This window comes from Kutzneria sp. CA-103260, assembly GCF_018263855.1.
In the GTDB taxonomy this organism is placed as follows: domain Bacteria; phylum Actinomycetota; class Actinomycetes; order Mycobacteriales; family Pseudonocardiaceae; genus Kutzneria.
This window is the reverse complement of sequence record NZ_CP073318.1, coordinates 10,170,479-10,195,148: the sequence shown is the minus strand read 5'-3', so window position 1 is coordinate 10,195,148 and position 24,670 is coordinate 10,170,479. Positions and strand designations below refer to the sequence as shown.

The window sequence follows — 24,670 nt, the reverse complement described above, 5'->3', positions numbered from 1 at the left end:
ATCCGGGCAGCTCACAGCATATCTTGATGCCGTTCACAGGCATTGTTGCAACAGGATGAATCGCCCGCCGCGGTGAGTGTGATGATCAAGATGAACCGGCGTTGGGCGTGATCAGGCCGCTTTCGTAGGCGGCGACCACCAGTTGCGCGCGGTCCCGCGCGGCGAGTTTGGCGAGCAGGTGGCTGACGTGTGTTTTGACGGTCCCGACCCCCAGGTACAGCCGGCCGGCGATCTCCGCGTTGGACAGGCCGCGGCCGACCAGCCGCAGCACGTCCACCTCGCGCTCGGTGACGCCGGTCAGCGTCGGCCGCGGCAGCTCCGGGGTCCGGCCGAACTCCTCGATCAGCCGGCGGGTGACCGAGGGCGCCAGCAGCGCGTCGCCCCCGGCGACGACACGGATCGCGGCCAGCAGCTCGGCCGGCGGCGTGTCCTTGAGCAGGAAGCCGCTGGCCCCGGCCCGCAGCGCGGCGAACACGTACTTGTCCAGGTCGAACATAGTCAGCACCAACACCTTGCTGGCCAGCTCGGCACAGATCCGGCGAGTGGCCTCCACCCCGTCCAGCACGGGCATCCGGATGTCCATCAGCACCACGTCCGGCCGGTGTCGCCGGGCCAGCTCGATCGCCTCCTCGCCGTTCTCGGCCTCGCCGACCGTCACCAGGCCCGGGTCCTTGTCGATGAGCGTCCGGAAGCTGCCGCGCAGCAACGCCTGATCGTCGGCGACGAGCACGCTAGTCATAGGAAAGCCTTGCCGACACGGCAAACCCGCCGCCCGGGCGCGGGCCCGCGGTCAACACACCGTCGAACATCGCGACCCGCTCCCGCATGCCTCGCAGCCCGCTCTGGCGGCCCTGATCGGCGATGTCCACCCGCACCTCGGTCTCGGTGACGTCGACCAGCACCTGGCAGCTGGTCGGGGCGGCGTGCTTGACGACGTTGGTCAGCGCCTCCTGCACGATCCGGTAGACGGCGAGGTCGACGCCGTCCGGCAGCGGCCCACCACGCACGTCCACGCTCACTTCGACCCCCATTTCCCGGGCCATGTCGGCCAGTTCCGCCAGCTCGGCCAGTCCCGGCGCGGGCCGCAACGGCTCCTCGGCCCGCAGCACGCCCAGCATCCGCCGCATCTCCGCCAGCGCATCGCGGCTGGTGGACTCGATCACCCGCATCGCGTCCGGCGCCGATTCGGGCACGTGGTTGGCGACGCCGGCCTTCACCGCGATGACGCCCAGGCTGTGCGCCACCACGTCGTGCAGCTCGCGGGCGATCCGCAGCCGCTCCTCCACCACCGCCTGCCCGACGAGTTGCTCGGCGTAGCAACGACTTCTGCGCACGGCCCGGCCGATCGCCCACGCCCCGCCGAGCACCAGCGCGCCGAACAGCACGGTGCCGACACTGGAGAACGTCCAGAATGGACCGGTCACGCCGCGCCCGACCACCGCGCCGGTCCCACCGAGCACGATAACCGCCAGCACCGACAGCCAGCGCCGGCCGGTCTCGGCCGCCACCGTGTACAGACAGAAGGCCGCCGCCAGGAACGGATCCACGATGGTGCCGAGCAGCACCGAGAGCCACGTCATGGTGAGCACGAGCGCGAACACCGGCAGCGGCCACAACCGGCGCAGCCCCGCCGGCAGCACGGTCCCGGCCAGCATCAGCACCCGCAGCCACACCGGAGCCGGCGCGTTCATGCCGGTGGCCGCCAACAGCAGCACGATGTAGGCGACCGCGATCCCGCAGTCCCCCAGCACGAGCCGTCGTCGTGAGCCCACGTCCGCCACGCTAGTGGACCCGTGCCGACCCCACATCTGTCCAGAGACAGAGATGCGAACACGTCGCCAGGCAGACGCGGACCCAGGCCCGCCCCCGGCATGGTCGCAGCATGAAATCGCTGATCCTGGCACTCACCGCAGTCACAGTGCCCCTCACGCCGGCGGCGCAACCGGCGCTGGACTGGGGGCCGTGCGACAACGGCATGGAATGCGCCACCATCACGGTGCCGCTGGACTGGCAGCACCCCGACGGCCGCGAGGTCACGCTCGCGTTGGGACGGTTGAAGGCGATCGGCCCCTCGCAGGGCACGGTGCTGGTGAACTACGGCGGTCCCGGCGCGCCGGGCGTCAAGGTCATGGGCAGCGGCGTGCTGTCGCCGGGCACGCAGCCGTTCGAGCAGCTGCGGCAGCACATGGACATCGTCACCTGGGACCCGCGTGGCTACGGTCTCGGCGGCGCGAGCACACCGACGATGGACTGGTCGTGCCTCAACTCGCTGCCGCACAAAGGAATGCCGACACCACCGACCTCCAGCGCCGGGTTCGCCCAGCTGGCGGCGTCCAACGCGGCCGTCGCGAACGCCTGCCGCGCACAGGATCCGGCCCTGTTCGACCACATGGACACGCTGGCCAACGTCCGCGACATGGACGCCATCCGGCAGGCGCTGGGACGGTCCCGGCTCAACCTCTACATGGGTTCGTACGGCGGCGTGTACGGCCAGACCTACGCCGATCTGTACCCGGACCGCGTCCGCACGATGGTGATCGACGGCAGCGGTGACCACAGCGGCGACTTCGACCGTGCCCAGGACGCCATCGCCCGGGACAACGTCCTCCGATTACGGCGGTTCTCGGACTGGTGCGCCGCTGAGACCACCTGCGCCCTACACGGCCAGGACGTGCCGAAGGTCGCGGCCGCGGCGCTTGACGACTGGGCTTCGAAGGTGGCCATGTCCGGCCGGCTGATCCGCGGCGACCGCAAGGACTTCCCACAGCTGGCCACCGACCTGGCCAAGGCCCAGCACGGCGACAAGTCGGCGTTTCCCGATCCCGGCATGGGTTATCCGGTGTCCGAATGCCATGAGTGGCCAGCACCGCGCAGCTTCGCCGAGCTGACGGCGACCACCGCCAGGCTGGCCCGCGTCGACCCGGTGCTCGGCGCGGCCGGCACGATGATCGCCTTCACCCTGGCGTGTGTGAGCTGGCCCGGCACCGTGGACAACCCGCCACGGCCGCTGCCACGCGGACTGCCGCCCCTGCTCGCGGTCGGCACCTGGGACGACTTCCCGGCGACCGACCGGGTGGTGTCCCGGGTGCCGGGCAGCGGATTCGTCTCGCACGACGGCGGTGGCCACGAGCTCTACGCCACCGGCAATGCCTGCGTGATCGCGTTGGTGGACAAGTACTTCCTCACCGGGGTGCCGCCGAAGGCCGTGTGCTGACACGACGAGAGGCCGCCCGACCTGGGGACCGGGCGGCCTCTCTTCCCTGCCGTCAGCCTGCCGCAGTCAGGCTGAACGCGAGCGCGGCGGTCGAGGTGAAGTCGATCGCCGGCTCCGAGCTCTGCCAGGTGCGCACGTCGTCCATGTAGCGCGACGTGCTGGAGTCGTAGGTCTTGAAGGAGGAGACGCCACAGGACTTGCCGCCGTCGGGCAGGCTGTCGATGCTGTTGAACAGGCTGGCCTTGTTGGGGCCGTTCACCACCGCGCCGACCGCCACCTTGGTGCCGCCGGTGAGACTGCCGGCCAGGTTGGCCACCTGGTGCTGCATGCAGTCCGGGAAGGTGCTGCCGACGCCGACCACCAGCGAGGTGCCCCAGGCGTTGGAGCCGAGGGTGAAGTCGCGCTGCTGGGTGGCGAACGCGTCGTAGTCGTGCTTGCCGGTCAGCTGGCCGTAGAGCAGGGCCGTGGCGACGAAGCCGAAGCTGTGGCTGGCCACGTCGAAGTCGGTGACCGAAGCACCCGTGCGGAACGGGCTCTTGGCCGCCTCGGCGACACCGTCGGACAGCTGCCGGGCCAGGTCGCCGGTCAGCTGAGCCTCGGTCACGTCCAGCTTCGGGGCGTTGGGCTGGCGCAGCAACTTGATCAGGTCGGCGTGGCCGAGCGCGCTGGTGTCGTAGACGTTGAGCGTGCCCTGGTCGCTACTGGCCAGGTATGCCTTGGCCCACTTGCCGGCGTCGGTGGCCCAGCCGCCGGCGCGGTTGTCCCCGAGCGCGGTGCCGGCCAGGGACAGCTCCGTCGCGCCGAGTTCCAGATCGTCCAGATAGGAGGATTCCGGGTAGTAGCCGTGCGGGTAGGCCGAAACGATGCTGCCGCCCGCGGTGTCGGCCAGGCCGTAGATCGCCGCCGCTGTGCTGAGGTACTGGGTCGCCTTCGCCTTGTCGGCGCCGGCCAGGTTCTGGGCCGCCACCGCGAAGGCCGCCGCCACCCGGCCGGCCAGGTTCGGGCTGATCTTCTGTCCGGCCTTGTTGGCCGCGAAGACCGGGCGGTACTTGATGTAGTAGTTCTCGTCGCCGGCCTTCACGTTCAGCTTGTCGTCGGCCTCCGGCAGCCGCCACACGTCGTGGTCGCCGACGAAGTTCTCCTTGCTGCTGCCGCCGCCGACGCCGACCTGCGCGTAGAGCACGCCGTTCTTGGCGTCCCACATCTTGCTCAGGAAGTCCAGGCCGTACTGGGCCTCCGCGTTCAGCGAGGCGCTCGGGCGGGCCCGCTGCGACAGCAGCAGGTTGGTCACCGCGTACGAGGTCGTCTCGGTGAACTTCAGGAAGTCGCCCGCGTCGAACCAGCCGCCCGAGGCGTCGATCTTCGCCCCGGTCTTGGACATCTTGCTGCTGATCGTGTCGTCGCCGGTGAAGGTCGGCACGGCGTAGACCGACGCCGTCTTGTCGGTCAGGTGGCTCGGCTTGCGGTTGAGCACGCCTGGGATCACGTCCGAGCCGTCCCGCTGCACCTGGAAGAACTTCACCACGTCGTCGGCCACCGGCGCGAACAGCGCCGCCGACGTGTCCACCTTGAACTTCGGCGACACCGTCGAGCCGACCTTGATCTGGTACGTGCCCGCCGTCTTCAGGGCCGTGATGTCGATCGGGTAGACCGCCGCGTAGGCCGTGCTCCACTTGCCCGTGCTCGCGCCCACCTTGCCGCTCAGCACCGACTTGCCGGAGGCGTCCACCACCGAGAACGACGCCCCCGCGCTCGACGTCGTGCCCATCAGGTACGCGGCCTTCGCCTCCCCGGTCGCGTAGCCGACCTGGTCCACCCTGATCTGCGCCGTCGTGGCCGCGTGGGCCGGCACGGCGAAGCTCACCGACGCCACCGCGGCCAGCACCGCGATCGCTGTTGTTCCAACTCTCATGGGGTCCTCCGGTGCAGGGCCGGCGGCGGCGGAGCCCAAAACAGTAAAGAAAGTTTCCTAATTTGTTGGAATGAAAGCTACGTCACACTTCACCCCGAGGTCAAGGGATCTTCCGGCCCAACCCCACCTGAATCGAATCGGCTCCCGCGGCCAGCCCATTCCGGAAAGGCCCAGCCGACGAACGGAAATACGCGCCGGCAGCCCCACCCGCGCAAACTCACACCCCCACCCAACCCGGGGGGCGACCCCGCTGCCAGCCTACTCGGGGGAGCTTGCGGATGATCTTGTGAGCGGGGTGGGTGTGGATAACGCGGGGGCTGTGGACAAGCGGGAAAGGCGCAGGTCACCAGGTCTCGGGCGGCTCCGCGAAGGCCTTGCCGAGGTCGCGGGACAGAGACATGGCGCGGCGGGCCCAGGTGTGGTCGGCGGCGGCGAGGCCGCAGGCAGGGGTGGGCACGGCACGTTCGGTCAGCAGAGAGCGGGCGAAGCCGAGCTTGGAGACCAGCTCGAAGGCGGGCTGAGCGACGGCCTTGAGGGTGACCGGCTGGGCGGGGGCGGTGGTGGGCACGAGGCCGAGGAACAGCGTGGCGCCGTCGTCCCAGGTCTCGCCGATCTCGTCGAGGACGGCGGCGGAGGCCTGACTGAGGAGGGTGAGGTCGAAGGCGAGGGCGTCGGCGCCGGAGGAACGGATCAGGCGCAGCGGCGGCTTGTCGGCGCAGCAGTGCACGACGACCGGCTGCCCGCTGGCACGGCGAGAGGCCTCGATGACGGTGCCGAGAAGTTCCCGAACCTCGGGCTCGGGGAAGGGAGCCACGAAGCCGAGCTTGGACGGGGTGGGCAGCATGCCCCGGAGCACGGACGGCAGCATGGGCTCGTCCAATTGCACTACAACGTTCGCACCGGTCCGCTTGGCGACCTCGGCGACGTGGGCGGCGATGCCCTCGGACAGGGAGGCGGCGAACTCCCGAAGGGCGCCGGGGTCGGTGAGCACACGATGGCCCCGAGGCAGCTCGACCAGCGAAGCCAGCGTCCAGGGACCGGTGACCTGGACCTTGACCACGGCGGGCTTGGCGTCCTCGACGGCGTCCTGGAAGGCGTCGAGGTCGAAGCGCAGCAGGTCGACGGCCCGCCGGTGGTCACGGCCGGGGCGGGCGGCGACCCGGTAGCCGGAGGGCACGACCTCGACGGAGAGGTCGACCAACAGGCCGGCGGCCCGGCCGATCATGTCGGCGCCGACGCCCCGGCCCGGCAGCTCGGCCAGGTGGGGCAGGTCGGACAGCTCGCCGGCGACGACCCGGTTGGCCTCGCCGGGATCGGTCCCGGGCAGGGAGCCGATGCCGGTCGCGGCGGCCTGCGGCCAAGGTGTGTTCTGCACAGTTCACCAGTCTTTCGTCTTCTGGGGAACTCCCCGAAAAAGGTCTAGACCCATTGACGTTGTGGTCTAGGCCACTTACGGTCTGGGTACGACGTGAACCCACCGGGCCGTCCGCCGCGTAGAGCGGAGGGTCGTCCCCAGTGGGCGGCAGCCGTGGTGTGGGAGCGTGACGCGCCCTCGCTCCCACACCACCCCGCTGTCCGTCTCTCCGCACCCCTGCCGCAGAGAGGCTCCACGACCATGCGCTCCTCCATCCTGCTCGCCGCCGCCCTGATGATCACATCGGTGGCGGTGTTCGCCGCGCCCGCACAGGCGGCGACGGCCTTCCCCGCATGCCAGCACTTCTACACGGGTCCGATCCCGGACCGCCCGGTGACCGGCGGACACGGCCCGGGAACCCTGGTGCCGCCGGTCAACGTCAGCGGCCGACTCCCGGCGCCGTCGGGCGTCAGCGGCGGAGTCTCCGGCACCTCGGTGACCTTCACCTTCAACCGGGTGCCGGGCGCGGTGGCCTACCGGGCCTTCCGCAACGGCCAGGCCCTGCAGTGGATCAGCGACTGGGGCCAGCCGACGCTGACGGTCACCGACGCGAGTCCTTGCCAGAACGCCAACTACCAGCTCTACGCGATGAGCGACGCCAGCGGCTCGGAGCCGTCCATCGGGCAGATCTCCACCTCCTACCGGGTGGGCGCCGACAACAAGCTGGCCGCGTGGTCCCTGCCCAAGGGCACGGTGCTCAACTACCGCGTCACCTCGTACAACGACGCCGGCCAGACGGCCCTGGGCTACAACGCCGGCCCCGGCTTCTGCGCGGTCGACGCCCGGAACATCCCCTGGGGCACCAGGTTCACGGTCCCGGGCTACGGCAGCTGCTACGCGGCCGACATCGGCAGCTGGATCAAGGACGACATCGTGGACGTGTGGCTGCCGGGCAGCCAGGCCAACGACTGGGGCATCCAGCAGCTGAACCTCGTGGTGAGCTGACACCGCTCGGGGTTTGCGTGTCTCCAAGACACCCAAACGCCGGATCTCGGCATCGCTGACTGCCCCGAACCCGGCCGGGTTTGTGGCGGTCAGCGGTCGCTGGTCAGCGGGTTTGTAGGTCTTGGAGACACCCGAACGCTAGGAGCCGAACAGGCGGGTGAGGGCTTCGCGGGCGGCGGCGTCCTGGGCGGCGATGCCGTTGAGGACTTCGGCGAACACGGCCAGCCACTCGTCCACGCCGACCTGGCGCCGGCTGATCACCACGCCGCGAACCACCTGCCGGATCTCGGCTTCGACGCCGCCGTGCTTGGCGGCGCGCAGCTCCAGGTGCCGGTCGGGGGTCCGCACGACGACGGAGGTGGCCGGCCCGCCGCGACCGAAGAGCCCGCGTTTGCGTTCCACCTCGACCATGCCGTCGGGCAGCGCGTCGCCGAGGGTCTCGGTGAGCACACGGGTGTACGACTCGACGTCGGCCCGGTCGGCCTTGAGGGCGGCGACGACGAGGTGGGTGTCCCACATGTTGTCGGCCATCAGTCCACCAACGGCAGCACGAGCTGCGGCTTGGCGATGGTGTGGTCGGCCCGCAGCGGCTTGACGGCGGTGCCGATGGCGAAGAACTCGGTGGTGTGCCCGCCCCACCGGTGCGGCAGCGACAGCAGCTGCACGCCGACGATGCCCTCGGCCTGCAACGCCTCGGCCTCGGCCTGCATCCGGCTCATGGCCAGCTCCCGGGCGTCGTAGAGGGCCTCGGTGAACTGCGGGATCTCCACGTTCTGCCCGACGTTGCCCAGCGCCTGCCAGAACCGCTGGTGGGCGACGTGGTAGACGCAGGTGCCCATCACCATGCCCAGCGGGGCGTAGCCGGCCTGCACCAGCGTCCAGAAGTCCTGCCCGGACAGGTCGGAGGTGAACGGCTTGCCGGTGTTGTTGCGCCACTGCCCGGGCTCGTCGGCCTTGACCGCGGTGCCGACGGCGATGAACTCGGCCAGGTCGCTGCCGAACTCCTTGAACTCGATCTCCAGCCGCACCCCGACGATGCCGTCGGCGCCGAGCACGTCGGCCTCGGCCTCCATCCGGGTCATGGCCAGCTCCCGGGCGTGGTACATGGCGTTGGACAGCACCTCCAGCTCCTGGTTCTTGCTCCACCGACCGAACTGGAAGCCGACGTGGTAGATGCTGGAGCCGAGCACCATGCCCAGCGGCCGGAACCCGGCCTCCCGCACCAGCAGGAACTCGTTGACGCTCAGGTCCGAGGTGAACAGCGAGGTCTGCTGGCCGGGTTTCATCTCGGCCAGGCGACGCATCGCGTCCTCGGGAATCCCGTCGACGGTGGTCACAACTCACTCCCCCTGCCGGCGCAGCGGCATGACGGTCAGCGTGCGGGCCGGACCGGGCCCGTGCGGGTGGAACTGGGCGATGGCGGTGCCGTAGACGACGGCGAGGGCGGCCATGAGGCGTTCGCCGGGCTCCCATGTGGACAGTGCCATGTCGGACACGATGCCGCCGTCGGCGTTGGCCGATCTCACCATGTCGTGGAACCGGCGGCGGGCGTCGGCCCGGACCTTGTTGATCAGCGCGGTGTACAGGTCGACCTCGGTGTTGCCGGCGTAGAACGAGGTCTGCAGCTGGACGCCGTAGCCGGTGAAGATGGTGTGGGCGGCGCCGGCCCATTCGACGTGCACCGGGACCCAGCCGCTCTGCATCAGCTTGGCCACGTCGCTGCCGGACAGGTCGGTGGTGAACAGCGACCGCGGCCGGACGCCCGCCTGAGCCCGCACGGCCGTGCCCATGGCCAGGAACTCCTCGCCGCCGCCCAGCCCGTTGGTGCTCAGCCGGATGTCGACGACGCCGTCGGCGCCGAGGGCCTTGGCTTCCTCGCGCAGCCGGGCCAGGGCGGTGGCGTAGCCGGTGTTCAGGGCGTCCAGGAAGGGCTGGGCGATGTTGCCGATGTTGTAGCTCGGCGCGTACGTCTGGTAGCGCGGCACCATGCTCTGGACGACGCAGCCCATCACCTCGCCGACCGGCTCCAGGCCGACGGCCTTGATGCCGGCCGCCGAGGAGGCGGACAGCAGCGAGGTCCGCACGCCGGAACGCGCGGCTCGGGCCAGTCGTTCGACGGCGGCCGGGGGCAACCCGTGCATCGTTGACCTCCTCGTCTACCCACCATCGTGTCACTGCCGGGCGTGAGGGCAACGTGATCCAGCAGACTGACGCGATGCTGATCGTGTCGGATGTCCTTGTTGCGCTGGTCGCCCTGATTCACGTCTACATCCTGGTCCTGGAGATGTTCCTCTGGACGGCGCCGCGGACCCGGGCCGCCTTCGGCGTGTCGGCCGAGCTGGCCGAGCAGACCAAGGCCCTGGCGGCCAACCAGGGCCTCTACAACGGCTTCCTGGCCGCCGGCCTGATCTGGGGGCTGATCGGCAGCCGGCCGGCGGAGATCTTCTTCCTGGCCTGCGTGATCGTGGCCGGCATCTACGGCGCGATCACCGCCACCAGGCGCATCCTGTTCGTGCAGGTGCTGCCGGGGGCACTGGCCCTGCTGTTCGTTCTGCTGGCCGGTTGACCTCGTTCGGCGCTGGCACACCCGGCCCGCTCCGGCGATACTGCCGGAACACGATGAGGGGGTGGCGGGGCGTTGCTGGTGCGGCCGGCGCAGTGGGCCATCCGCCGGCTGCCGCCCGGCCTGATCGCCTTCACCCTGCTGGTCGAGCTGGTGGCGGTGGTGCTGCCGTTCCTCTTACCCGGGCGGCCCCCGACCAGCGGCGACTGGCTGCGCTTCGGGGTGCTGCTGGTGGTCGGGGTGGCGCAGGCCGAGCTGTCCCGGCGCACCGAGCGGCAGCGCCGCTTCCTGGCCAGCACTGTGCACGTGAACATGACCTCGGTGTGGCTGTTCGCCGGGGCGGTGGACCTGCCGATGGGGCTGGCGGTCGCCCTGACGGTGCTGGTCTTCGGCCACCTGTGGGAACGGATCTGGCGGCAGCTGGAGAGCCGGCCCGCGCACCGGGTGATCTACACCGCCACCACGGCGGTGCTGTCGGTGCTGCCGGTGCGGCCGGTGATCTCCGCGGCGACCGCCGGGCTGCCGTTCCTCGACCCTGACCTGCGCCGCCTGGTCGCCATCATGGCGGCCATGGCCGTGTTCTTCGCGACCAACAGCGTGCTGGTGACGATCGCGCTGAAACTGCGCTATCCGGACCTGACCGTCCGCGAGCTGTTCGGCGGCTGGGACGTCAACGCCCTGGAGCTGGCCACGCTGTGCCTGGGCGCCCTGACCGCGATCGTGCTGATGGCCCACGTCTATCTGGTGCCGCTGGTGGTGCTGCCGATCGTGGTGCTGCACCGGGGTGTCCTGATGCGACAGTTCCAGGAGGCGGCCACCACCGACCACAAGACGGGCGTGCTCAACTCGGTGGCCTGGCACGACGCCGCCGCCCGGGAACTGGACCGGGGCGCCGAGTTCGGCGTGCTGATGATCGACCTGGACCACTTCAAGCGGATCAACGACACGCACGGGCACCTGGTGGGCGACACGGTGCTGCGCGAGGTCGCGGACACCGTGTGCGACCAGGTCCGCGAGGTGGACGCGGTGGGCCGGTTCGGCGGCGAGGAGTTCGTGGTGCTGTTACCGGGGGCCGCGCTGCCAGATGCGATCCGGGTGGCAGAACGGATCCGGACCGCGATCGCGGACCTGACCGTCTCCGAGGGCAGCGCGGCCGTCTCCGCGCTCTCGGCGTCCATCGGCGTGTCCGTGCACCCGACCGCCGGGGCGGTGCTGGAGCAGGTGTTGCTGGCTGCCGACAACGCCTTGTACGAAGCCAAACGCGGCGGCCGCAACCGCGTGGTCAGCCTGCTCGACCCGGCGTGAGCAGCCCGACCAGCTCGGCCACCAGGCGCGGCGGCCGCTTGCGGTGCACGACGAAGATCTCCCGCGCCGGCTTGGCGCCGGACAGCACCCGCACGGCCAGCCGCTCGCAGTCCACGTCCCCGAGCACGGTCACCGGCACCAGCGAGATGCCCAGGCCGGCCGCGACCAGGGCCAGCGTCACCTCGTAGTCCCGCGTCTCGTACGCCACGTGCGGGCGGATTCCGGCCTGCTCGGCCAAAAACTCCAGGCAGACCCGGTTGGGAATGCCGTGCGCGCCGGAAATCCAGTCCTCGTCCTGGAGATCCCGCAGGGTGATCTTGCCGTCGGCCTTGGGGTGACCGGCCGGCAGCACCACCCGCAGCGGGTCGGCCAGCAGCCGGCTGCGGTGCAAACCGTTGTCCGGCGGCAGAGTTCCGCCCGGATATCGGTGCGTGATCAGCACGTCCAGGTCGCGCGAGGTGACCAGGCCGTAGCCGTCGGGCGGCTCCATGTCCACGAGGGACAGACGGGCCCGCGGGTGCCGTTCCCGCAGCGCGGCAAGGGCTTCCGGCACGAGCACCTTGCCGGCCGAGGAGAAGGTGCCGATGGCCAAGGACTCCGGCTCGGCCTCGATGGCGGCCCGCACGGCCCGTTCGGCGTCGCGCAGCTCCCCGAGCACGCGTTCGCCGTGTCGCAACAGGACCTCGCCCTGTCTGGTCAGGGTGACGCCGGTCGGGCCGCGCTCCACCAGCCGGCAGCCCAGTTCCCGTTCCAGCTTGGCCAGTTGCTGCGACAGCGCCGACGGTGTGAACGCCAGCCGGGCGGCCGCCGCGGTGATCGAGCCGGCGTGGCCGATCTCCACCAGCACACGCAGCCGGGCCGGGTCGAGCATTAAGCGCTCCTAAAGTCGGCTCTGAAATCCTCGCTGGCGATTATGGCCCCGGCGGGTCAGGGTAGCGACATGACTACGTTCGCTGGCCTGCCGACCGCCGCCGACGTCACCACCGCGGCCAAGACGATCCGCCCCCACGCGCGGCGCACGCCGATCATGCGGGTCTCCCGGCACGGCCGGCCGATGCTGCTGAAGCTCGAACATCTCCAGCTCAGTGGCTCGTTCAAACTGCGCGGCGCGGTCAACGCCCTGTCCCGGGGCGAGCGGCCGGCTCGGGTTGTCACGGCCTCGGGCGGCAATCACGGGCTGGCCGTGGCCACCGCCGCACGGCTGCTCGACGTCCCGGCGACGGTGTACGTGCCGGAGTCGGCGCCCGAGTCCAAGACCCGCCGGATCGAGGCCGCCGGGGCCAAGCTGGTCCGGCATGGGGCGACCTACGCCGAGGCCGCGAAGGCGGCCATGGGTGCGGTGACGGGACAAGAGCGCTACTTGCCGGCCTACGACCACCCGGACGTGATCGCCGGTCAGGGCACCATGGGCGCCGAAATCGTCGCCGACGTGCCCGAGGTGGACGCCGTGTTCGTCGCCGTCGGCGGTGGCGGGCTGGCCGCCGGCACCGCGCTGTCGATCGGCGACCGGACAACCGTCGCGGTGGAACCGGAGGGCTGCAACGCCTTGCAGGCCGCACTGGCCGCCGGCCGGCCCGTGGACACCGAGGTGCGCAACTCCGTCGCGTCCTCCGCCCTCGGCGCGACCCGGGTCGGCGACCTGCCGTTCGCCATCCTCAACTCGCCGCGCACCCGGTCCGTCCTGGTCAGCGACCCGGAAATCATTGCCGCACAAGAACTTCTGTGGGAGGAGTATCGACTGGCGGTCGAGCCCGCGGCCGCGGCGCCGCTCGCGGCCTGGCTCGCCGACCGGGTGCCGGCGCAGTTGCCGTGCATCGTGCTGTGCGGCGCCAACAGCGCGTGGACTACTGCACCGTGACCGTCACGGTGAAGCTCTGCAAGGACTTGCAGCTCATGCCGCCCGGCGGCGTCGAGGGGCATACCGGCCGGCTGGCCGTGAGCTTGGCGGTTCCCTTGTGCCGAGCCACGAAGTCGGCCTGGGTGCCGCTGATCGGCGGCGAACCGGTCAACAGCAGCACGTCCACCGCGTCGGAGTCGCTGACGATGGCCGACCAGTGGCCCTTGCCGTCGTCCGGCAGCTTCACGGAGAACTTCGAGCCGACCATCGCGCAGACGCTGTGACCGTTGTCCGCCATGGAGATCTCCCCCGGCGGCTGGCAGGCGGCGGGGGTCTGGGCCGGCGGTGACCCTGGCTGCACACGCGAGCCACAGCCGGCGACGAAAATCGCTGAAACCGCTAGAACCACAAAGGCTGCTCGCATGTCTCCAGGACGATGCGAGCAGCCTCGGTGGTTGCATCAGGCAGCGGTTGCGGCTACTTGAGCGTTCCAGCCGTCAGACCGGCCTGCACCTGCCGCTGGAAGATGACGTACACCACCAGCATCGGCAGCATGGCGATCGTCATGCCGGCGAACAGGCCCGACCAGTCGGACTTGTAGCCCTGGGCGACGGCCAGGTTGAGCAGGCCCTCCGCGAGCACCGAGTGGTCGGTGTCGAAGCTGGACTGCGGCTGCAGCAGCACCAGCGGCAGCAAGTACTGGTTCCACTGGCCGATCACGTTGAAGATGCCGATGCTGATCAGGCCCGGGCGGGCCATCGGCAGCATCACCTTGGCGAACAGCGTCCCGTGCCCCGCCCCGTCCAGCAGCCCGGCCTCGGCGATCTCGGTGGGCAGCGTGCGGAAGAAGGAGTGCAGGAAGAACACGGTGAACGGCAGCGAGAACGCCACGTACACCAGGATCAGCCCCAGGTAGGAGTTGAGCCCGAGGTACGGCCCGATCACCGGGATGTTGCCCATGTTGCCGACGATCTTGAACAGCGGCACCAGGGCCAGGAAGATCGGCAGCGTCAGGCCGGCGACAAACGCGTAGTAGATGACGCGGTTGCCCGGGAACGAGTAGCGCGCCAGCACGTAGGCCGCCATCGAGCCGACCACCATGGTGATGGTGACGCCGCCGGCCAGCACGATCACCGTGTTCAGGAAGAACGTGCCGATGTGGCCGGTGGTCCAGGCCCGGGCGAAGTTGTCCCACTGCGGCGACGCCGGCAGCGTCCACGGGCTGGTCAGGATCTCCTTGTCCGTCTTGAACGAGGACATCACCGCCCACAGCAGCGGCAGCACCACCATCGCCGCCCACAGCAGCAGGAAGCCCTGGGAGAAGAAGTTCACCACGCCGAACTGCCCGCGTGGCGGCTTCGCCGCCGGCTCGGGCCCCGGTTCGTCCGCGGTGGCCGGCACGGTGGCCATGGCCGCGATTGCCCTTGGCATGTGTCAGCCTCCCTCAGAACTCGATGCGGTCGCGTCGGGTGATCCGCAGCTGCACGATGGCCAACAGCAGCGAGAACACCGCCAGCGCCACACCCATGGAGCAGGCAAGACCGAACTTGCCCTGGGTGAACGCGGTCCGGTACAGCACGTTGGAGATCAGCTCGCTGGCGTGGTTGGGACCGCCGCCGCCCGACTCCGGGGTCAGACCGGTGACCAGGGCGAAGCCGTCCAGCGCGATGAAGCCCAGGTACACCCAGGCCACCGAGATGTTCTCCCACAGCAGCGGCAGCGTGATGCGGAAGAACGTCGGCCCCCGGCTGGCCCCGTCCAGCAGCGCCGCCTCGTAGATCTCCTTCGGGATCGACTGCATGGCCGCCGAGAACAGCACCATGTAGAAGCCGACCCCGCTCCACACCATCACCGCGAGCAGGCACCACAGCACCAGCGTCGGGCTGTTGAACCACTGCACCGGCTGGTTCGGGTCCACCAGGCCGACCGCGATCAGCAGCGCGTTGAGCAGGCCGCGCCCGTCGGTGCGGAACACCGCCTGGAACAGCACCACGATGATGGCGACCGAGAGCACCTGGGGGAAGAACAGCACGATCTTGTACACGCCGGAGCCGCGGACACCTCTGATGCCCGCGCTGTCCCCGCGCCCACCGACGTTGAGCATGAACGCGAGGAACAGCGCGAGCAGGATCGTCACCAGCGGCATCAGCAGCAACAGGAACGCGTTGTGCAGGATCGCGCTCAGGAAAATGTCGTCCTGGAAGATCCGCACGTAGTTGTCGATGCCGATGAAGTTCTGGGTGTCGGTCAGGCCGCCCCAGTCGGTGAACGAGTAGAAGATCGTCTGCACGAAGGGCGAGACGACGTACACCACGTACAGCACGACCGGGACGACCAGGAAGCCCGCGACGAAGGGCAGACGGCGAAATTTCATCAGTTACTTGTCCCGGTGGAACTTCTCGATGGAGCTGTCGGCGGCGACCTTGTCCGCGGCCGCCTGGACCTTGTCGATCCACTGGTCGGCGGTGAACCGGCCGGCCATCAGCTCGCCGGTGGCCGCCTGCCACTCGTTGATCAGGGTCGGGTACCAGTCGGTGACCGAGCGGTAGGTCACCAGGTTCGTGCCGGCCGCCTGCACGGCCTTGTTGGCCGAGGTCAGCGCGGTCGAGGTGGTCACGCTGTCGGCGGAGCCCTTGACGATGGACAGCGAGCTGGTGACCTTGGCGAAGTTGGTGGCCGCGTCCTTGCTCAGCATCACCCGCAGGAACTCCAGGCCGCCGGCCTGGTTCTTGGCCTTCGCCGGCACCACGAACGGCTCGCCGGCCTCGGCCCGCAGCGTGCCGTAGGGCAGCTTGTCCGAGGAGGTGAGGTCGGGCATCGGGATCAGGGTCAGCTCGGTGCCCTGGGGGATGGTCTTGCGCATCTCGTTCTCGAACCAGCTGCCGACCGGGATGAAGGCGGCCTTGCCGTCCAGGAACGCCTGCTGCGACTCGATGTGCGTCATGCCCTCGGCGCCGGGCAGCACCCAGCCGTTGTGCACCATCTCCAGCACCGCGTTGAGCGAGGCCTTGACCGCGTCCACCCGCCAGGCGTTGGGCTTGAGGTTGTCGATGTCGATCAGGACCTGGTTGCCGCCGGCCTTGCCGATCCAGTCCATGATCGGCACGCCCTGGTAGTACGGGTACTTGCCAGCGTGCACCCACGGCGCGATGCCGGCGGCCTTGATCTGCGGGGCCAGCGTCTTGAACTCGTCCCAGGTCTTGGGCGGGGTCCAGCCCTTGGCGTCGAACAGCTTCTTGTTGTACCAGATGCCGTACACCGTGTAGCTGTAGTTGAGCAGGTACACCTTGTTGTTGTACGTGCCGATGTTCAGCACGCCCGGCAGCAGCGTGTCGCGGACCTTCACGTTCGGGTCGTCGTAGCTGGGGGCGTCCAGCAGCTGCCCGAGGTCGGTCAGCGCGTTGCTGTTGACCAGCGTGCCGGGCTTGATCTGGTTGTCACCGGAGTCGTCGATCACGTCCGGCGGGGTGCCGTTGGCGAAGCGGGGCTGGAGCTGGTCGGAGATCTTCTGGGTGGTGGACAGCGCGGCCTTCGACTTGGGGAACGCCTTGGTGTACAGGTTGAGGTCGTACTGGGCGTAGTCCTTGCCGAAGCCGCCGTCGAAGAGGACCACGTCCAGCGGGGCGTCTTCGACCACGCCGAACGGGTTGGTCGTGCTCTTGGCCCCGGTCTGGGCGGGACCGGTGCCCCCGCCACCGGCGCAGGCGCTGAGCACGCCGGCCGCGGGGCCGGCCAGCACCGCCAGGGCCGCGGCACGCTGCAGCAGCTGGCGACGTGAGAATTCGGAACCCGATGGGTTTGGCATTGGATCTTCCCCCTGCTGGTCAGGTGGACGGTTGTCCCTGGTTGAACCGGCCCCGACCCGGTCCAGACCAGTGACCGTAACGCTCCTCACACTTCGACGGGAGGACCTTCCGGCGGTGACCTACACATCGTGACGCTCTCGTGTCCGATGGTCTCTCGACGCGTCCGTTCGGCGGATGAAGCGAACGTTTGCGACTTTTTCGTCGCGGGAGGGCGGTCCGTGCGTGTTGGATGGGGTGCATGGAGTCGGACGAGGAGTGGATCGCACGGCTGCGGCGCACGGCCCTTCGGGACGCCGAGGAGATCGCGCCCAGACCGTCCTTCCCCGTGTTCGGCCTGTCCGAACCGGAGCTCGGGCTCGGCGTGCTCACGTCGCTGTCCGACTCCTCGGCCGAGGAGATCACCCTCGCCTACGGCGACCCGCTGGCCCAGGGCGGCCCGCACCTGTCGATCAACACCGCGCTGCCGGTCGACGACGAGACTGCCGGGGCGCTGCGCCGGATGCTCGACGACGAGCACAACCGGATCGTCGACCACGCCGGCGTCGAGGACCCCGACGACGGTGAGCCCGCGGAGCTGTCCGACACCATCACCACCGTCGACGGGGTCGAGCTGACCGGGCCCATCTACCGGGAGGGTCCGCTGTGGACCGCCCGGTTCACCGTCTCCGACGTCGTCGTCACCGTCGTCGCCCGCGGCGTCGCCCCCACCTCGCTGCGCCTGGCCACCGTCGGCGACCTGCGGCCGTACCTCGAACGGCGCGGCGAGTGGATCGCCCGCCTCATCGAGGCCCACCGCCGCCGTCCCACACCCGACCTGCCCGCCGCCGCCGGCCTCGACGTGTACCGCTCCCTGATCGGAGAACTCCTCGGCTTTCAGTCCCGGCACCGCCTCGCCGCCCGCGAGGGCCGCCTGCCCCGCCGCCGTGTCGGCGACGGCCGCCTCTACGGGCCCATGTGGCAACGCGCCGTGCGGGAACTCGAACGCTCCGGCCGCCTCAGCCGCGAGGCCGCCAACCGCACCGTCACCTCCATGGTCAACCAGCTCACCCGCCTCGCCGAGCGCGCCGACTGGTTCGCCGACACCCGTCTCGCCGACCTCGCCGTCGACGAGACCATCCGCTACGCCGTCCTCGGTCAGCCCGTCTCCAGCCGCGACGCCCAGCTGGCGTGGGAACGGGTCACCCTGGACGGCCGTCCCGAGGACACCAAGGTGTGGCTGGAGACCTGGGACAAGTGGGCCACAGCCTGATTCGGTGAAGCCCGAGGACATCGCCGAGACCGCCTGGACCCGGTATCGGTGGCGCAAGGTCAACACCGTGCACGACCAGGCCACCGAGTGCGCCGGCGAGGTCAGGCACCACACGTACCGGTTCTACATGCCGGATTCGCCACGGTACGAACGATGTGTGGGGCTGGGCTGGTGTTCCCGGTGCCGGCGGTGGCAGGCGACCATGGTGCACGTGCCGCGTGCGGTCGACCTGCCGGATCCCTTGGCCGGTCTCGACCCCGACCAACGCGACCGGCTCCGTCGCAGTGAGTACGCCCTCGTGCGCCACCTGGACCGTGTCGACCGCCGCAACGCCAAGCCCTGACCAGCGAACGTCACCACTGCGGAATCCCGGGGACACTCGCCCACACCGACGGCCCGAGGCGACCGCCCGACTCCAAACCCCCACCCACCCGGGGGCCGGCCCCGCTGCCAGTCTACCCGCGGCGGCGTCTAGATGATCTTGTGCGAGGTCGGCCTGTGGACAGGTTGGCCCCTGTGGACAAGGCGGTCCACCAGGTCCAACACCGGGGCGCCGCCATCTTCGTCCTGAATCTGGTCACGGAGTTGACGGCTGCGGGTGCGGTAGGACGGATTGTCGATGGCCGCGCGGATGGCGGCGGCCAGGCGGTCGACGGTCAGCTTCGGCAACCGGATCGAAGCCGGGGAGGCGCCCAGCTGCACCAGGCGGCGGCCCCAGAAGTGCTGGTCGACGATGACGGGAGTGGTCACGGCGGGCACACCGGCCCAGAGGCCGGCGGCGGTGGTGCCGGCGCCGCCGTGGTGGACGAGGGTGGCCATCTGGGGAAAGAGCCAGTCGAAGTCGACGTTGCCGATGCCGAGCACGTCGTCGCCGGAGACGGGCAGGCCGGAGACGACGGCCCGGACGCCGGCCTTGCGGGCGGCGGCGACGGTGAGCTCGATGAGACGGTCGGAGCGACTCAAAGCGCCGCTGCCGTAACCGAAGTAGACGGGAGGCTCGCCGGAGTCGAGGAAGTCTCGCAACTCGGCCGTGGGCTCCCAGTCGGGTTGCAGCGGCGGCCACCAGTAACCGGCGATGTCGAGCCCGGGGCGCCAGTCGGACGGTCGGGCAACGACGTGCTGACTGAAGCCGTAGAGGATGGGCCAACGCTGTTCGTGCTGTTCCCGGCGGATGGCGCTCAGACTCGTCGGAGCGAGACCCAGGTCGCGCCGAAGGTCGTTGAGCCCGGCCAGGAAGATCCGCTCGCCCTGCATGGCGATCGTGTGGACGAGGCGGTTGCCCCAGCGCCCCAGCGACGGCATGGGCAGCGGGGCGGGCGGGAAGTCGCCGGTCGGGGCGGTCGGCAGCAGGAACAGGCCGGCGGTCGGAATCCCCAGCCCCAGGCCCACGTGATACGCGGGCAGCGCCGCGCCGAAGCCGGTGAGCAGGAGGTCGGCGTCCTCGGTGGCCTCGACCAGCGCCGGACCGACCTCGCGCAGGCCCTCGACCAGGGTCGGGATGATGCCCTTGCGCGTACGGCGCGAATGCCCCTTGTCGAAGTACTGCTGGAATTCCTCGCTCTGCGCCCCGGCCTCCGGATCGCCGGGCAGCGGCCGGAACTCCAGACCGGCGTTGGCGACAAGATCCGCGTACGGCGCCTGGGCGGCGATCACCACCCGATGGCCGGCCCGTCGCAGACGTGGCCCGAGGCCGCAGAACGGCGCGACATCCCCCTGGGTGCCTAACGCGGCGATGACCACAGTGCTCATGGTTCCCCCTTGCTGGTAGCCAAATCGAAGATCGTGACGATTTCCTCGCAGTAGCCGATCACGTCGAATTCCTTGTCACGCGAGAGAAGCAGCACCGCGCCGTCGATGGACTGCCGCAGCGCGGTGGCCATCGGCACGATCGGGAAGTCGCGGAACTCCCCGGTCCGCTGCCCGAGATCGAGAATCGCCGCCGGGTCGAGGGCGGCGAGGTCCTCGGCCGGCGGGTTGGCCGTGATCGAATCGAACATCACCTGGTCCAGCCGTTTGCCCTCGGGCGAGCGGTAGCTGGTCCACATGCTGAGCATGGCCAGCGCGTTGTTGGGCCGGCTCGCGATGGACGCGCCGTTGGCACGGGTGTAGGCCGCCAATTTGCCCTGGGCGGTGGACTCGGCCTGGATGGGCGGCACCATGTCCAGCGCCCCGGCCAGGAACACCTCCAGCACCAACGACTTCACCAGCTCGTCCTTGCCGGCGAAGTGGTACAGCACCACGCTCTTGGCCACCCCGGCCCGCTCGGCGATCTTGCTCAGCGAAGCCTGCGGGTAGCCGACCTCCGCGACCAGGTCGATCGCGCACGCCACCAACTGCGTCCGCCTCGCCTGCTCGGTGAAGGTCCGACCGCTCGATTCATCTTTCGACCGCACGGTCAGATCATAGATCGAGCGGTCGAGAGCCGCAATCGCCTTGCCGCCACCGTCCCACCGCAGTACCGTTCGTTCAGAATGTTCTGAACGATGCGAATAGCGAGAACAATGTCCCCGGAAGAGGCGGAGCTGGTCGATCGGCTCGGACTGCTCATGGAGACCCTGGGCGCGCCGCGCACGATGGGGCGGATCTATGGGTGGCTGATGGTCTGCGACCCGCCGCACCAGTCGCTGACGGAGCTGGCGGCGGAGCTCAACGCGAGCAAGGCGTCGATCAGCACGATGATCCGGCCGATGCAGGAGGGCGGCCTGGTCGAGCGGCTGCCGTCGGCGGCCCGGCAGCACTACTACCGGCTCGCCCCGGGCGGCTTCACCCGCCTGCTCCAGGTCCAGTTCGGCCGGATGCAGGCCGGCGTGGACGCGGCCGAGTTCGGGTTGTCGGTGATCGGCGAGGACCGCCCGGAGCAGCGCGAGCGGCTGAAGGACTTCGGGGATTTCTGCCGATTCTCGGCGACGGAGGTCGCCAGCGACTTCATCCGGCGGTGGGACAACTACCGCGCGGCGAACAGGGGTGAGCGATGAAGACCGGCCGGGTCGACCTCAGAGACGTGCAGTCCACGATGCTGGTGACGCTGTACCTCAGGGCGTTGGAGAGCCGCGACGCCAACCCGATTCTCGGCGACCGGTTCGCGGCCGATGCGGTGCGGCGGATCGACTACGACTGGACGAGGCTGAGCAAACGGTCGGTCACCAACAGCCGGTACGGGGTCGCGCTGCGCGGCCGGCAGCTCGACGACTGGGCCGCCGACTTCCTCAGCCGTCACCCGGACGCCACGGTGCTGCACATGGCGTGCGGCCTGGACAGCCGGGCCTTTCGGCTCGACCCGCCGGCCGGGGTGCGCTGGTTCGACGTCGACCTGCCCGACGTGATCGAGCTGCGCCGCAAGCTCTACGACGAGTCCGGCAACTACCGGATGATCGCCTCCTCGGTCACGGACAGCGCATGGCTGGACGAGATCCCCACCGACAAGCCGGGGCTGATCATCGCCGAGGGCCTGCTGATGTACCTGCGCGAGAACGAGGTGCGGGAGCTGCTCAAGCGGCTCACCGACCACTTCCCCAGCGGCGAGCTGATCTTCGACGGGGTGGCGCCGTGGATGGCCAAGGCCACGCAGCTGCTGAAGAAGAACTTCGGCCGCTGGTACGGCGACTACCCGGCGTACTGGACGCCGATGCGCGACGAGTCGGACGTGGAGCGCTGGAACCCACGGCTGCGCCTGCGCGAACACGTCGCCCTCGTGTCGCGGTACGAGCGGATCCCCGACCCGGGCCTGCGCCGGATGTACGGGCTGGGCTCTCGGTTCGGGTGGTTCCGCAACTTCCTGCGGGTGTTCCGCGCGGAGTTCTGAGCCACCAACTCATGCGGGGAAGGACGCCTTACCTGCATTGGGGTGGATCTCAGTCGAGGTGGAAGACCTCGTCGAGGGGCTTCATGGCCTCGTCGGGGCGGGAACCGTCCAGGGCGACGAAGAACTCGGCCATCTCGGCCTGCCAGCGGGCGTTGACCTCGCGGGCCTCCATGCCGGCGCGGGCGGCGTCGAAGTCGTCGGTCTCCAGGTAGCCGACGAGCAGGCCGTCGGGGGCGAGGAACAGGGAGTAGTTGCCCCAGCCGGTTTCCCGCAGGGCGTCGCGCATCTCGGGCCAGACGGAGGCGTGCCGTTCGCGGTACTCGTCGAGGCGGTCGGGCCGCACCCGCAGCAGGAAGCAGATCCGGCGCATCAGCGGGTCCCGGTGATGGTGGCGCTGGCCAGCACGACGTCGTCCCGGTACAGCACGACGGCCTGACCGGGGGCAACGCCACGAAGGGGTTCCCGCAGGGTGACCTGTACGGAGCCGTCGACGACCTCGGCGACGGCGGGGGCGATGCCGCCGTGGGCCCGAACCTGGGCGGTGCACTCCACCAGGCCGTCCCAGTCGACGTGGACGACCGGTTGGGCGGCCTCGATCCCGGTGACAGCAAGCTTTTCGGCCGAGCCGACGCGGACGGTGCCGCTGACCGGCTCCAGGGCCAGCACGTAGCGGGGCCGGCCGTCGGGGGCGGGGGCGTCGATGCCGAGCCCGTGCCGCTGCCCGACGGTGAAGCCGTGCACGCCGGTGTGCCGACCCAGCACGGCGCCGGTCTCGGCGTCGACCAGGTCGCCGGCCTGCTCGCCGAGCCGCTTGGTGAGGAACGACCGGGTGTCGCCGTCGGGGATGAAGCAGATGTCGTGGCTGTCGGGCTTGGCCGCGACGGCCAGGCCGCGCTCGGCGGCCTCGACGCGGACCTGCTCCTTGACGGTGTCGCCGAGCGGGAACATGGCATGCGCCAACTGATCCTCGGTCAGCGAGGCCAGCACGTAGGACTGGTCCTTGCCGTCGTCGACGGACCGGCGCAGCTCCGGCCGGCCGTCCACAGTGGACAGCTGGGCGTAGTGCCCGGTGCAGACGGCGTCGAAGCCGAGCGCGATGGCCTTGTCCAGCAGGGCCTCGAACTTGATCTTCTCGTTGCACCGCAGGCACGGGTTGGGCGTGCGCCCGGCCGCGTACTCGGCGACGAAGTCCTCGATCACGTCCTCGGTGAAGCGCTCGGCGAAATCCCAGACGTAGAAGGGAATTCCGAGCACGTCGGCGGCCCGCCGGGCGTCGTTGGCGTCCTCAAGGGTGCAGCAGCCGCGGGCCCCGGTGCGCAGCGTGCCGGGCTTGGCCGACAGCGCCAGGTGCACGCCGACCACCTCATGTCCGGCCTCGACCGCCCGCGCCGCGGCCACGGCGGAGTCCACGCCGCCGCTCATCGCCGCCAGTACCCGCATGCTCACATCCTCACCCTGGAAGCCGACCGCCGTCGCAGACCGGCGATGCCGGCGTTGCGGGCCCGTTCCACCGCCGGCCCGATCGCCTCGGCCAGCGCGGCGACGTCCTCGGCGGTCGACGTGTGGCCGAGCGAGAACCGCAGCGAGCCGCGGGCGGCCGCGGGCTCGACGCCCATGGCCAGCAGCACGTGGCTGGGCTGCGCGACGCCGGCCGTGCAGGCGGAGCCGGTGGAGCACTCGATGCCCTTGGCGTCCAACAACATCAGCAGGCTGTCGCCCTCGCAGCCGGGGAACGTGAAGTGCGCGTTGCCGGGCAGCCGGTCCACCGGATCGCCGTTCAGCACGGCGTCCGGCACGGCCTTGCGCACGGCGGCGACCAGCTCGTCCCGCAGCGCCCGCACCCGCGCCGAGTCATCCTCGACGGAAGCCCGCACCGCGGCGGCCAGGCCGACGATCGCCGGCACGTTCAACGTCCCCGAGTGCACGTCGCGTTCCTGCCCACCGCCGTGCAGCAGGGGCGTGCACTTGACGTCCCGCCTGAGCAGCAGGGCTCCGATCCCGTACGGGCCGCCGAGCTTGTGGCCGGTCAGCGTCAGCGCGGACGCCCCGGACTCGGCGAAGTTCACCGGCACCGACCCGACCGCCTGCACGGCGTCGGTGTGCAGCGGCACGCCCGCCGCGGCGGCGACCTCGGCCAGCTCGCGGATCGGGTTGACGGTGCCGACCTCGTTGTTGGCCCACATGACCGTCACCAGACCGACACTGTCGTCCAAAGCGTCCGACAGCACCTCAGAAGTGACCCGGCCGCCGGAGTCGACCTCCAGCCAGCCCACGGTGTCCTCGCCGAGCCACTGCACGGCGTCCAGCACCGCGTGGTGCTCCACGGTCGAGGCCAGCACGCGCGGCTTGTCCCGAGCCCAGTAGATGCCCTTGACGGCCAGGTTGTCGCTCTCCGTGCCGCCGGCGGTGAAGATCACCTCGGACGGGCGGGCCCCCAGCGCGTCGGCGATGTCCTCCCGGGCCTCCTCGACGGCACGCCGGGCCCGGCGGCCGGAGGTGTGCAGCGACGAGGCGTTGCCCAGGGTGGACAACGCCTCGGTCATCGCCGCCACTGCCTGCGGGAGCATGGGAGTGGTGGCGGCATGGTCGAGATAAGCCATCGCAGGGCTAAGGGTAGCCCGTC

At 70.1% G+C, this 24,670-nt stretch carries 26 protein-coding genes; 9 read left to right on the top strand and 17 right to left on the bottom strand.

The window, feature by feature from the left end; all coding sequences use genetic code 11:
• Positions 1–85 precede the first annotated feature (85 nt).
• Both JJ691_RS45760 and JJ691_RS45755 read right to left on the bottom strand, forming a co-directional pair.
• On the bottom strand, positions 86–739 hold the full coding sequence (locus JJ691_RS45760) for a response regulator (protein WP_211765638.1): 654 nt from the start codon (positions 737–739) through the stop codon (positions 86–88).
• The gene (locus JJ691_RS45755) at positions 732–1,772 is read right to left on the bottom strand and encodes a sensor histidine kinase (RefSeq protein WP_211765637.1); all 1,041 of its coding nucleotides are present in this window, start codon (positions 1,770–1,772) and stop codon (positions 732–734) included. The genes JJ691_RS45760 and JJ691_RS45755 overlap by 8 nt, the downstream gene beginning before the upstream one ends.
• Before the next feature lie 110 nt (positions 1,773–1,882).
• Here JJ691_RS45755 and JJ691_RS45750 point away from each other — a divergent pair, with 110 nt between their 5' ends.
• Positions 1,883–3,214, top strand: a complete 1,332-nt coding sequence (locus JJ691_RS45750; protein WP_211765636.1) for an alpha/beta fold hydrolase — start codon at positions 1,883–1,885, stop codon at positions 3,212–3,214.
• A gap of 52 nt (positions 3,215–3,266) precedes the next feature.
• Here the strand turns inward: JJ691_RS45750 and JJ691_RS45745 are convergent, their stop codons facing one another.
• Both JJ691_RS45745 and JJ691_RS45740 read right to left on the bottom strand, forming a co-directional pair.
• Positions 3,267–5,126: a glycoside hydrolase family 9 protein gene (locus JJ691_RS45745; protein ID WP_211765635.1), complete on the bottom strand. Its 1,860-nt coding sequence runs from the start codon at positions 5,124–5,126 to the stop codon at positions 3,267–3,269.
• 343 nt (positions 5,127–5,469) lie between these two features.
• The gene (locus JJ691_RS45740; protein WP_211765634.1) at positions 5,470–6,501 is read right to left on the bottom strand and encodes a methionine synthase; all 1,032 of its coding nucleotides are present in this window, start codon (positions 6,499–6,501) and stop codon (positions 5,470–5,472) included.
• 240 nt (positions 6,502–6,741) lie between these two features.
• Here JJ691_RS45740 and JJ691_RS45735 point away from each other — a divergent pair, with 240 nt between their 5' ends.
• Positions 6,742–7,485 (top strand): 3D domain-containing protein, encoded by a 744-nt coding sequence (locus tag JJ691_RS45735; RefSeq protein WP_211765633.1) that lies wholly within the window; start codon positions 6,742–6,744, stop codon positions 7,483–7,485.
• Positions 7,486–7,623: 138 nt separating this feature from the next.
• Here JJ691_RS45735 and JJ691_RS45730 read toward each other — a convergent pair whose 3' ends face one another.
• Genes JJ691_RS45730 through JJ691_RS45720 form a run of 3 tightly spaced genes read right to left on the bottom strand, consistent with a single transcriptional unit; the run spans position 7,624 to position 9,626 of the window.
• Positions 7,624–8,016 carry a hypothetical protein gene (locus tag JJ691_RS45730; RefSeq protein ID WP_249227453.1) on the bottom strand — a complete coding sequence of 131 codons (393 nt, stop codon included), beginning with the start codon at positions 8,014–8,016 and terminating at the stop codon, positions 7,624–7,626.
• On the bottom strand, positions 8,016–8,822 hold the full coding sequence (locus tag JJ691_RS45725) for a heavy metal-binding domain-containing protein (protein WP_249227452.1): 807 nt from the start codon (positions 8,820–8,822) through the stop codon (positions 8,016–8,018). The genes JJ691_RS45730 and JJ691_RS45725 overlap by 1 nt, the downstream gene beginning before the upstream one ends.
• A 3-nt stretch (positions 8,823–8,825) precedes the next feature.
• Complete coding sequence (locus tag JJ691_RS45720; RefSeq protein WP_211765632.1) at positions 8,826–9,626, bottom strand: heavy metal-binding domain-containing protein; 801 nt, start codon at positions 9,624–9,626, stop codon at positions 8,826–8,828.
• A gap of 74 nt (positions 9,627–9,700) precedes the next feature.
• On the opposite strand from JJ691_RS45720, the gene JJ691_RS45715 reads away from it, so the two are divergent.
• Both JJ691_RS45715 and JJ691_RS45710 read left to right on the top strand, forming a co-directional pair.
• Entirely contained in the window at positions 9,701–10,051 is a 351-nt protein-coding gene (locus JJ691_RS45715; protein ID WP_211765631.1) for a DUF1304 domain-containing protein, read from the top strand.
• 78 nt (positions 10,052–10,129) lie between these two features.
• Positions 10,130–11,353: a GGDEF domain-containing protein gene (locus tag JJ691_RS45710; protein WP_211772147.1), complete on the top strand. Its 1,224-nt coding sequence runs from the start codon at positions 10,130–10,132 to the stop codon at positions 11,351–11,353.
• Here the strand turns inward: JJ691_RS45710 and JJ691_RS45705 are convergent.
• Positions 11,331–12,224, bottom strand: coding sequence for a LysR family transcriptional regulator (locus tag JJ691_RS45705; protein ID WP_211765630.1), 894 nt, complete (start codon positions 12,222–12,224; stop codon positions 11,331–11,333). The genes JJ691_RS45710 and JJ691_RS45705 overlap by 23 nt on opposite strands.
• A gap of 69 nt (positions 12,225–12,293) precedes the next feature.
• Between JJ691_RS45705 and JJ691_RS45700 the strand changes: the two genes are divergently transcribed.
• Entirely contained in the window at positions 12,294–13,211 is a 918-nt protein-coding gene (locus tag JJ691_RS45700) for a serine/threonine dehydratase (RefSeq protein ID WP_211765629.1), read from the top strand.
• Here the strand turns inward: JJ691_RS45700 and JJ691_RS45695 are convergent.
• The 4 genes from JJ691_RS45695 to ngcE form a co-directional block, all read right to left on the bottom strand.
• Positions 13,198–13,488 carry a hypothetical protein gene (locus tag JJ691_RS45695; RefSeq protein WP_211765628.1) on the bottom strand — a complete coding sequence of 97 codons (291 nt, stop codon included), beginning with the start codon at positions 13,486–13,488 and terminating at the stop codon, positions 13,198–13,200. The genes JJ691_RS45700 and JJ691_RS45695 overlap by 14 nt on opposite strands.
• A gap of 179 nt (positions 13,489–13,667) precedes the next feature.
• Positions 13,668–14,621, bottom strand: a complete 954-nt coding sequence (locus JJ691_RS45690; protein WP_249227451.1) for a carbohydrate ABC transporter permease — start codon at positions 14,619–14,621, stop codon at positions 13,668–13,670.
• A 13-nt stretch (positions 14,622–14,634) separates the two neighbouring features.
• On the bottom strand, positions 14,635–15,564 hold the full coding sequence (locus tag JJ691_RS45685) for a carbohydrate ABC transporter permease (protein ID WP_211765627.1): 930 nt from the start codon (positions 15,562–15,564) through the stop codon (positions 14,635–14,637).
• A 3-nt stretch (positions 15,565–15,567) separates the two neighbouring features.
• Positions 15,568–16,995 (bottom strand): N-acetylglucosamine/diacetylchitobiose ABC transporter substrate-binding protein, encoded by a 1,428-nt coding sequence (gene ngcE / locus JJ691_RS45680; RefSeq protein WP_211765626.1) that lies wholly within the window; start codon positions 16,993–16,995, stop codon positions 15,568–15,570.
• Positions 16,996–17,234: 239 nt separating this feature from the next.
• Here ngcE and JJ691_RS45675 point away from each other — a divergent pair, with 239 nt between their 5' ends.
• Together JJ691_RS45675 and JJ691_RS45670 are read left to right on the top strand one after the other, a co-directional pair.
• Positions 17,235–18,245, top strand: a complete 1,011-nt coding sequence (locus JJ691_RS45675; protein WP_211765625.1) for a hypothetical protein — start codon at positions 17,235–17,237, stop codon at positions 18,243–18,245.
• Between the two features lie 4 nt (positions 18,246–18,249).
• Positions 18,250–18,588, top strand: coding sequence for a hypothetical protein (locus JJ691_RS45670; RefSeq protein WP_211765624.1), 339 nt, complete (start codon positions 18,250–18,252; stop codon positions 18,586–18,588).
• 128 nt (positions 18,589–18,716) lie between these two features.
• Here JJ691_RS45670 and JJ691_RS45665 read toward each other — a convergent pair whose 3' ends face one another.
• Both JJ691_RS45665 and JJ691_RS45660 read right to left on the bottom strand, forming a co-directional pair.
• Positions 18,717–19,994: a glycosyltransferase gene (locus JJ691_RS45665; RefSeq protein ID WP_211765623.1), complete on the bottom strand. Its 1,278-nt coding sequence runs from the start codon at positions 19,992–19,994 to the stop codon at positions 18,717–18,719.
• Positions 19,991–20,638, bottom strand: a complete 648-nt coding sequence (locus tag JJ691_RS45660; protein ID WP_211765622.1) for a TetR/AcrR family transcriptional regulator — start codon at positions 20,636–20,638, stop codon at positions 19,991–19,993. The genes JJ691_RS45665 and JJ691_RS45660 overlap by 4 nt, the downstream gene beginning before the upstream one ends.
• A gap of 108 nt (positions 20,639–20,746) precedes the next feature.
• Between JJ691_RS45660 and JJ691_RS45655 the strand changes: the two genes are divergently transcribed.
• Both JJ691_RS45655 and JJ691_RS45650 read left to right on the top strand, forming a co-directional pair.
• On the top strand, positions 20,747–21,220 hold the full coding sequence (locus JJ691_RS45655) for a GbsR/MarR family transcriptional regulator (protein ID WP_211765621.1): 474 nt from the start codon (positions 20,747–20,749) through the stop codon (positions 21,218–21,220).
• The gene (locus JJ691_RS45650; RefSeq protein WP_211765620.1) at positions 21,217–22,047 is read left to right on the top strand and encodes a class I SAM-dependent methyltransferase; all 831 of its coding nucleotides are present in this window, start codon (positions 21,217–21,219) and stop codon (positions 22,045–22,047) included. Before JJ691_RS45655 ends, JJ691_RS45650 begins: the two co-directional genes overlap by 4 nt.
• A 49-nt stretch (positions 22,048–22,096) precedes the next feature.
• Here JJ691_RS45650 and JJ691_RS45645 read toward each other — a convergent pair whose 3' ends face one another.
• The 3 genes from JJ691_RS45645 to JJ691_RS45635 are packed head-to-tail and all read right to left on the bottom strand — an operon-like array spanning position 22,097 to position 24,647.
• Entirely contained in the window at positions 22,097–22,417 is a 321-nt protein-coding gene (locus tag JJ691_RS45645; RefSeq protein WP_211765619.1) for an L-rhamnose mutarotase, read from the bottom strand.
• Positions 22,417–23,487: a tRNA 2-thiouridine(34) synthase MnmA gene (mnmA, locus tag JJ691_RS45640; RefSeq protein WP_211772145.1), complete on the bottom strand. Its 1,071-nt coding sequence runs from the start codon at positions 23,485–23,487 to the stop codon at positions 22,417–22,419. Before mnmA ends, JJ691_RS45645 begins: the two co-directional genes overlap by 1 nt.
• 2 nt (positions 23,488–23,489) lie before the next feature.
• A complete protein-coding gene (locus tag JJ691_RS45635; protein WP_211765618.1) occupies positions 23,490–24,647 on the bottom strand; it encodes a cysteine desulfurase family protein in 1,158 nt (385 codons plus the stop codon).
• Positions 24,648–24,670: the final 23 nt, after the last annotated feature.